Source organism: Paenarthrobacter sp. CM16, from assembly GCF_013179505.1.
GTDB lineage: Bacteria > Actinomycetota > Actinomycetes > Actinomycetales > Micrococcaceae > Arthrobacter.
In genome coordinates this window covers 1-9,184 of record NZ_JABMCX010000190.1, presented here as the reverse complement: position 1 = coordinate 9,184, position 9,184 = coordinate 1, and the positions used below count along the sequence as shown (strand labels likewise).

Annotated in this window: 4 protein-coding genes; 3 read left to right on the top strand and 1 reads right to left on the bottom strand. The window is 63.3% G+C overall.

The annotated features are described in order from the left end of the window. The 3 genes from HP499_RS16085 to HP499_RS16075 all read left to right on the top strand — a co-directional run. Positions 1-218 (top strand): pyrophosphorylase (locus tag HP499_RS16085; RefSeq protein WP_172325233.1); only part of this gene is annotated, 218 nt, incomplete at its 5' end. A 162-nt stretch (positions 219-380) separates the two neighbouring features. Beyond that, positions 381-5,987 carry a DUF6531 domain-containing protein gene (locus HP499_RS16080; RefSeq protein WP_309138407.1) on the top strand — a complete coding sequence of 1,869 codons (5,607 nt, stop codon included), beginning with the start codon at positions 381-383 and terminating at the stop codon, positions 5,985-5,987. A 1,692-nt stretch (positions 5,988-7,679) separates the two neighbouring features. Then, positions 7,680-8,015, top strand: coding sequence for a hypothetical protein (locus tag HP499_RS16075; RefSeq protein ID WP_139183447.1), 336 nt, complete (start codon positions 7,680-7,682; stop codon positions 8,013-8,015). 58 nt (positions 8,016-8,073) lie between these two features. On the opposite strand, the gene HP499_RS16070 is transcribed toward HP499_RS16075, so the two are convergent. After that, positions 8,074-9,184: DUF885 domain-containing protein (locus HP499_RS16070; protein ID WP_172325232.1), on the bottom strand; the 1,111-nt coding region annotated here is incomplete at its 5' end.

Below are 9,184 nucleotides of genomic sequence, written 5' to 3'. Positions count from 1 at the left end.
CTGGTGGGTTTACGGATCAGATTTCGGCGTTGGATGCCCAGGGTCGTGTGTTGTCGGATCCGAATGTGTGGGATGGTCCGTTGGCTGCTGAGTTCCGTGGTTCGACGTGGCCGGAGACGAAGGCTGCTTTGGATAAGGCCAGGGAAGAGTTGGAGCAGTTGCGGGGTCAGTTGCAGAAGATTTCGCAGGATATTTTCTCTGCTGGTGGCGGGGCCTGATTTTGTGGTTCGTTGGTGTGAGGGCCGGGTGATCGTGCCGCGTTAGTGCGGTGTGGTTGCCCGGCCGTTGCGCTGTGTGTTTGTAGGGCCGGTGTTCTTGTGGTCCCGGTTTTTGTGGGTTGTTGGTTTTGTTCGCGTTCTTGTTCTGTGGGGGCTGTGGTTGTGACCGAGTTCGTTGAGATGCCGTTGTTGCCGGATTCCGGTGTTGGTCATGGTGGCCGGTTTGTGTATGGGGTTGCTGAGTCGGTGAAGGGTGCTTTTGAGTCCGCAGCGTCGCGGGTCCAGGAGCATTCGGGGTCTCGGACGCCGTTGGTGTCCTCGGCTGGGGAGGATTTCCGGGGGCATTTTTCGGAGGTGTTCGCGGCGAACGCGGTGACGGCGTCGCGGGACGCGGAGTCTTTGGCCGCGGCGTTGCGGACGGTGGCCGGGTATGTGGGCACCATGATCGAGCGTGCGCGGGAAGAGGATGACCGGCGTCGGGAGAACAACGAGTGGGTGCGGCGGCATAACAACCGTAACTGGCTTGAGCAGTTTGGTGACAGCCTCTGGGGTGAGGAGGCGCGTCCGAATATGGAGCCCGGGAGTGGGCCGTCGTTCCCGTCCGAAGCCCCGGTACCGGGGTCGCGGGTGCCCCCTGGCCCGGGTGGCGGGTTTGGGGGCGGGGTGTCCTCGGCGCGTCCGGAGTCGTTGCGGACTTTCGCTGCGGGTTCGCGTGGTCTGGATGACGGTGTTGCGTCGGTGCCGGGGTCCTTGGAGTCGGAGTTGTCTTCGTTCGCGGACCGGTGCGGGTGGGGCCGGATTGACGCTGCGGGTGTGGTGACGGCGTTCCGGCAGTATTTGGCGGCGAATGAGGCGGACGCGGGGTGGGCGTTGGTGGTCGCGGACGCGTTTGCTGCTGCCGGGGGTGAGGGTGCGGTTTCGACCCTGTCGGATGCGGCGGTGAACGAGGCGTTGGCCGCGGCGGGTGTTTCGGGGACCCGGACTGGGTTGGTCATTGACCCGCCGACGGCGGCCGGGGCGATGCCCTCGTCCGGGTATGCCAATGATCCGGTGAACACGGCCACGGGGAATTTCATTGAACCCGAAACGGATCTGGGGTTCGCCGGGGCGGCCGCTGACTTGGCGGTCACTAGGATGTATAACTCTCTCGGTTCGGGCCTGGGCACTGTTGGGGTGTTTGGTCCGGGGTGGGCTTCGGTGCTGGACCAGCACCTGGCCTTCACTGATGAGGGGTGCCGGTGGGTGATGGCCGACGGCCGGGCGGTGGACTTCCCGCGTGAGGGTGCGGGTTGGGCCCGCGCCGTCGGGGAGAACTACTGGCTCACCCAAGAAGATGCCGGCACACCGTGGTTGGCGGAGCTGACCTCGGTCCCCGAAGGTGTTACCGAGGTGCTGGTCGTTACCGACAATCAGGGCGGCTGGTGGGCGTACACCACTGCCGGGGTGTGGCTCGGGACCGGGGCAGGGCCCGGCCGGACCATCTCCGCCCACCGCCAAGAAGGTATCGACGGCGGTGTGCCGGGTGTGGTGTGCCGGTTGGTGCATGTGCGGGGCCGGTTTGTGGAGATTGATTACGTTGATGGTGTGGTCGGGGTGGTTCGTTCATCGGATGGGCGCCGGGTTGAGTACGGGTACGACGCCGAGGGCCGGCTGACCCGTGTGGGCACGGAGACCGGCACCCGTAGGTATGGGTGGAACGAGCAGGGCTTGATCGCCTCGGTGGTTTCTGCTGCGGGTGTGGTGGAGGCCGCGAACAGCTATGACGAGGCCGGCCGGGTCATCATGCAGGTCACTCAGCATGGGCGGCGGACGAGGTTCGCGTATTTACCGGGCCGGGTCACGGTGGTCTCTGATGAGGACGGGTCCCGGTCGAATTCCTGGGTCGCTGATTCGAAGGGCCGCCTGGTGGGGGTGTTGGATGCCGAGGACCGGCGCCAGTCCATGTCTTATGACGGGCACTCGAATCTGGTGTCCTTGACCGAGCGTGACGGTGCGGTCACGGTCCACGGTTACGACACCCGGGGCCGGAAGATCCGGACCGTGACCCCGGAAGGCGCTGACCTGAGCTACGGCTGGGACGAGCAGGACCGTATCACCACCCTGGTGACCGCGTCCGGGTCCGTCGTGGCCTATGAGTACGCTGATGACCTGTCCCGGGACCCTTCCGTGGTTCTGGATCCGTTGGGTGGCCGGACCGAGCTGGTGTGGCGGGACGGGCTCCTGACCCAGGTCACTGACCCGGTGGGGGTCAGGATTGGTTTTGAGTACGACGAGTTCGGGGACGTGACCGGAACGTCCAACGCCGCCGGGGATGTGGCGAGGATTGTGCGGGACCGGGCGGGCCGTCCGGTGACGGCGGTGAGCCCGTCGGGGGCTGAGACCCGGTTCGGTTATGACGAGGCCGGGGTGTTGGTGCGTCGGGTGGACCCGGACGGGGCGGTGTGGGCTTTTGAGCACGACGCCGCGGGCCGGACCACTGCGGTGGTTGCTCCTGATGGGGGTCGGACGGTGTTTGAGTACGCCCCCAACGGGGAGTTGGCCCGCACCACCGACCCGCTCGGACGGGTCGTGGAGCGGGTGGTTGATGAGCTGGGGAACCTCACGGCTGCGGTGTTGCCGGACGGGGCGTCGTGGGGCTTCACCCATGACAACCTCTCCCGGCTCGTCTCGGTGACGGACCCGGCCGGGCATGATTGGGTGAGGGAGTACGACACGGTCGGTGCCCTGACCGCCGTCGTGGATCCGACCGGTGTCCGCACGGGAGCGGTCACCGATCGGGCGGCCGGGACGGCGTCCCTGACGGACGCCTTCGCGTCGTCGATTTTGAGTTTTGATGAGTACGGCCGCCCCACCCGGGCCGAGTTCGCGGACGGGTCCGCGGAACTGGTCAGCTATGACGGTGCGGGGAACCCGGTCGAGTTGGTCGATGGTGAGGGCGGGTTGACGGTCCTGGGCCGTGACGCTGCGGGGAAGATCACCTCGATCACCTCCCCCACGGGGGCGGTGACCCGGTTCGAGTACGACCACTGCGGCCGCCCATGGAAGAGTATTGACCCGGTCGGGGCGGTCACGGAACTGTCCTACGACCCCGACCAGCGCCTCACCGCGAGGAGACTGCCCACCGGGGAAGTCGAAACCTTCGCTTACGATCCCTGTGGGCGGTTGACCGCGAGGCATACGCCGGGGGAGGGGACGGCCCGGTATGGGTACGACAAGGTTGGGCGGCTGACCTTCTCCCAGGATTCCTGGTACGGGACCCGCCGCTTCGAATACAACCTCGCCGGGGAACTGACCGGGACCGTCAACGGGGTGGGTGGCCGGACCCGGTTCGAGTACGACACCCGCGGCCGCCTCACCCGCATCACCGACCCTTTGGGTGGGGTGACCACCCGCACCTATACGGCCACGGACCAGGTCGATAGTGTGACCGACCCGCTCGGGAGGGTCACGACCGCGACGTATGACCCGGCGGGCCGGCAGCTCTCCCAAACGGACCCGGACGGGCACACCACCACCTGGACCTACGACACCGCGGGCCGGGAAGCGTCGACGTCGGTGGACGGTGCACTGATCGCCGCGATCGAACGTGACGTGGCGGGCCGGCGGGTGGTTATCACCGACCATACGGGTGGGGCGGGGTATGCGGTCGAGCACGAACTGTGCTTTGACCGCCGCGGCCTCCTCACCCGCCGCTCCAACGGGACCGGGACCGGGAGTCAGGTGTTGGGGTGGGAGTATGACGGTGACGGGAACCGCACCGCCTTCACCGACCCCACCGGCACCACCACCCGTTACATCCGCGACGCCGCGGGCCGGGTCCTGAAGGTGTCGAACCCGTTGCTCGGGGACGCGGCCTTCACCCACGACCCCTCCGGACGGATCACCACCGCGACCGCCGGGGACCTGGTGCAGGAGTGGGTGTATCGGGGAGGGAACCTCAGCGAGCACACCCGCACCACCGCCGACAACGGCACCAACCCTCCGGGTGCTGCTGATGTGACGTTGATCGGTCGTGAGGACGGCGGCCGGATCACCGGCTTGTCCCGGGGCGGGGTCGTGACCCGGTACGGGTACGACACTGCCGGGCAAATGGTCTCCGCCACCACCACTGTGACTGACTCGGAGGCGTCGGGTTCGGTGGTGGGGTGGGAGTACGACGCCGGTGGGCGGCTGCTCCGCGAAACCACCCCCACCGGGGCCCGCACCTTTGAGTACGACGCCGCGGGGCAACTCCTAACTGTCACGGACCCTGACGGTGCCCGGACTGAGTACGTGTATGACGGGCTGGGTCGGCGGGTGCGGGTGATCGGGGCCGACGGGTCCTGGACCGAATACGCCTGGGGCCCCACCGGCTACCTCACCGGCACCATCGAAAAAGACCCGGACGGGGCCGAACAAAACCGGCACCGGCTCCACGTCGACGCGCTCGGTGAACTCGCCACCGTGGACGGCACACCGTTGTGGTGGGACACCGCCGCGCCCGTCCCGACCCTCGCCGGTGCCAACACAACCCAGGTGTTGTCCCTGCCCGGCGGTGTCACCGGCATCGGGGACGCGTGGACCACACTCGGGTGGCGGGCCGCCCGACCGACTGACCAGCACGACCCCTGGGCCGTCCTCGGCACCCCCACCACCCCCAACCCGGGCAGCCCTGGAGTTGCTCATGCTGGTGGTCTGGGTGGTGGGTTGCCCGCCGGTATCGGCCTGACCGCTGGTGGCGGGATCGACATCGCCGGGCTCGAATGGCTCGGCCAACGCGCGTACGACCCGGCCACCCGGGGATTCCTCTCCACCGACCCCCTCGCCCCCGTCCTGGGAGCGGGCTGGGACGGGAACCCCTACTCCTACGCCGGAAACAACCCCCTCAACACCACCGACCCCACCGGGCTGCGGCCTCTGACCGATGCTGACCTGAAAGCCTACGACGGCTCCTCCCGCGGCGCCATCGCCGCCACCGGAGACTGGCTCGGACACAACTGGGAATATTTGGCTGGTGGCGCGATGGTGGTCGCTGGTGGCGTTTTGATGGCGACCGGTGTTGGTGGACCCGTGGGGATGATGCTCATAGGTGCGGGTGCCGACACCATCATTCAAAAGGCAACTACTGGAGAGGTAGATTGGGGGCAAGTTGCTCTCAGTGGCGCCCTTGGCGGATTCGGGGGTGCCAGCATCGCCGCTCGCGCTGGTTTGAGCGGGATGAAGGCAACCCTAGTGGCCGGGGCTAGTTCGGGCGGCATCAGCGGTGGTATTCAAGGTACGTATGGTTACTACGCCGGCCCTGGCCCGCACACCGTCGCAGGAGCGCTGGGAGCGGCTACCCAAGGGACAGTGTTCGGTGCAGCTACGGGAGGGGTCGGTGGGGCGGCGGGCCAAAAAATCAGCCAAGGCATCATGGGGGCAGTCACAAGAAATCCCAGCGCGGACACGGTAGTTATGGGCCGGATGATGGATCAAAGAGTGCATCCATATGGTGGTAACAACGGTTACGGGACGTACACGGCACTTCCTGAGTCGTTTTACAACTTTACATACCGAAATCTCCCCAACTCGGTACATGACGGTATCCATCTTTGGGCCAACAAGAAGTGGATTAACTATCAGATGATGCAGGGCCACGAGATCGTGGATATTGGAGCACCAAGCCCGGCCCTGAATCCGAGAGGACCGGGTGCCTTGCCCGCCAGCAATTACTATGACATGGAACAGGCAGAGGTGGCTGGATATGCTGGCTACCGACAGGATCCGCAACCTGCGTGGGATTTACGGTAGGGATAGTGGGATGTACATCGAGGGAAACACATATCTGCGCTTGATAGCGGTGCCAGTTCGCAAGGGTCTGCTTATACGGGGACATCACATGTATGAGGTTATGACCAAACCCGGACCGCCAAGCGTTGTTTCAGCAAAGGAATTGGCAGGTGCTGTTGGTGTGGGTCGGAGCGGGCCATGGAATGACTTGCAGGAGTGTCAGCGGACTGCGGACCGACTCTATCGGGAGGGCAGACATGGAGATTGGGTTGAATATCCGACCTCGATAATCGTTCCGGCTGGGTCCCCGTAAACCCGGGCTTCTCCGTACGGCCGTGAGCTACGGGACAGGCGATCCTGTCTCACACGGTGGGTTCTCCCTTCCCGGGCCTCCAATCTGGAGGCTAATCCGGCATCGGAAGAAGTTTGGCAAACGACAATGTCAGTTCCATGTGGGCCAAAACGGCCGTTTCGCTTTATGCATCTTCGGAATAGGCATGATTCTCACCTGCATCATTGTGCGGCTAAACATGGCCCAAGGGATACTCATTGCCGGCGCCTATTTGTCTATGTAGGTCTGGTAACTAAGGACTAGTTGACTACTCGCTTTAGGGCAGGAATTTCCCTTCGACGTTCTTTGAAGGCTTCAGCATAGTTGGTGATGGATGTGTCAACGGCAGTGCAAGGCAAGAAAAATAGTTTATGACCGGCAAGATTGGCGAGTATCAAGTCCAGCGCACCGGCATCTAGGTGAAAAGATACGAGCATTGCATGGCAATTCTGTTCCTGTGGCTGTGTCACATGAGCCGAGTCAGCCGCCTCGGTGCTTTCCCATGGGACGGCGTCTGCCAGTGTTGCTCTGATCCAAACGTCCGGATCTCACCCCCGACCCGATACCAGTTTCCGCGGAAGGGATGCTGGTGCTCGCCAATAAATAGGGCACGTATCTCAAGGAGGAAACATGGGCGCATCAACGGGTCGGGAGGTGTCAGGCCATCTATCCGAGAAGTCGCAGAGGCAACTCCGGAGGGATCGATGGGTTTTTTGGACGATCGTGTCCTCGGCCTTACTGGTGCCTGTCGCTATATTTATTGTGGCAACGGTTTCGGATGCGTATGACGAGACTCATAGAGTGTCCATTGAATGCACGGTTATGGGTGCGGAGGGCGGTCTCGGGTCAGGGGGAGGGACCTGGTCGCGGGTGCAGATAAGCACCTCCGATTGTGGAACCCTGACGTTGACATGGGGTATCACCGAGTCGAACCGGGATGCCGTGGCAAGCGAATTGGCCGGCGGTGGACGCTTCGCCTTCCAGATTGGCGCAACAACACAATCAACGTGGAAGTTGCACGAGATGTTACGCATCACGCCGATGGTCTATTCATTTCAACAAATCGACTGAGCTAGTGGAACAGCCCGGACATGGATGATAATGTGCTGGATTCTTGAAACACCTGGATACGAGGTAGACGACCCTCGTGAAGAGGTGCTTCAGGAGTGCCTCCCGGGCCATTCCTCAGCTGTCGATGACGGAGAAACTGATGTCTTACGAACGGCCATATCGGCAGTGTTGCGGACCATTGATAATGAGGAACTAGTCTCGCGCGTCGACGCTACGGAAACTCAGTTGAGGCAGCTCCTTCACCATATGAAATGAACTGTAGAGTCTCTTCGAGAATTCAGATGTGCTTGACGGCCACTGGGAGGAAAACCATGACGCAGAATCTTGCATTGCCAGTTCTTTATGACCGCATGATCGAGCGAGGCATAGTGGATCTGGAACCTTGGGAACTCCTACGAGGAGCACAGCAGGCGCAGCGAATGAAACACACAGACGAGGTTTTCCCTGGCTGGAACCTGATTCCTTTTGCCTGCAGGTCCGATAACGATGATGTGGCCTGCTGGACCGGTAAGAACGTCGTGGTCGTCGATGACTACGACGTGATGCGGGACGCAACTGGGGCGGCCGTACGCCACCAGGCAGCGGAATACCACTCGATGGATGAGTGGCTGATTGCGGCAGTACGGGATTTCATGGAGTTTGACTAAACCACCGTCGCGACACACCGAGTGCCCCCAGCCTCTGGCCGGAGGCACTCGAGCCGAATCAGCCCAGCAACGCCCGGCGCAGCACGTCCAAACCGACCGAGCCGATGTTGAGCGCCTTGCTGTGGAAGGACTTGAGATCGAAGCCTTCACGGGACTCCAGCTCGGCACGGATCTGCTCCCACAGACGCTGCCCCACCTTGTAGGACGGAGCTTGTCCCGGCCAGCCCAGGTAGCGGGTGAATTCGAACTGAAGCTGGCCTTCGCTGATGTCGAGGTTGGCTTTGAGGAAGTCGAAGCCCTTCTCCGGCGTCCAGGTGCCGGTGCCCCAACGTTCGGGGACGGGCAGTTCCAGGTGGACGCCGATGTCGAACACTACGCGGGCTGCCCGCATCCGTTGGCCATCGAGCATGCCCATGTGGTCACCTGGGTCTTTTAGGTAGCCCAGTTCCAGCATGAGCTGCTCGGCGTAGAGCGCCCAGCCTTCACCGTGGCCTGAGACCCAGCAGACATTGCGGCGCCAGTTGTTCAAGAGTTCCCGGCGGTAGGTTGCCGTGGCGACTTGGAGGTGGTGGCCGGGCACCCCTTCGTGGAAAACGGTGGTGGTTTCGGACCAGGTGGTGAAGGTGTCTTCGCCTGCCGGCACTGACCACCACATACGTCCGGGCCGGGAGAAGTCGTCGGAAGGGCCGGTGTAGTAGATGCCGCCCTCGTCGGTGGGGGCGATCATGCACTCAAGAGTTTTCATAACATCAGGGATGTCGAAGTGGACATCGGCCAGCTCGGAGACAGCGCGGTCGGAGAGTTCCTGCATCCAGGCTTTCAAGGCGTCGGTGCCCTTGATCTGGCGGGCAGGGTCGCTATTGAGGATGGCCTTGGCTTCTTCAATGGAGGCGCCGGGCTTGATCTGCGCCGCGACCTTTTCCTGCTCGCCGATAAGCCTCTCGAGCTCCTGAACGCCCCAAGCGTAGGTCTCTTCCAGATCGACTTCGGCGCCTACGAATGAACGCGAGGCCAGCGCGTAGCGTTCGCGCCCGACTGCATCCTTCTCCGGCGCCAGGGGCAACAGTTCGTCCCGAAGGAATTCACCCAAGGCGCTGTACGCAGAACGTGCGGCCGCAGTTCCGGCGTCGAGCTTTGACTGAACCTCGGCGGGCAGCGGGGAGCCATCA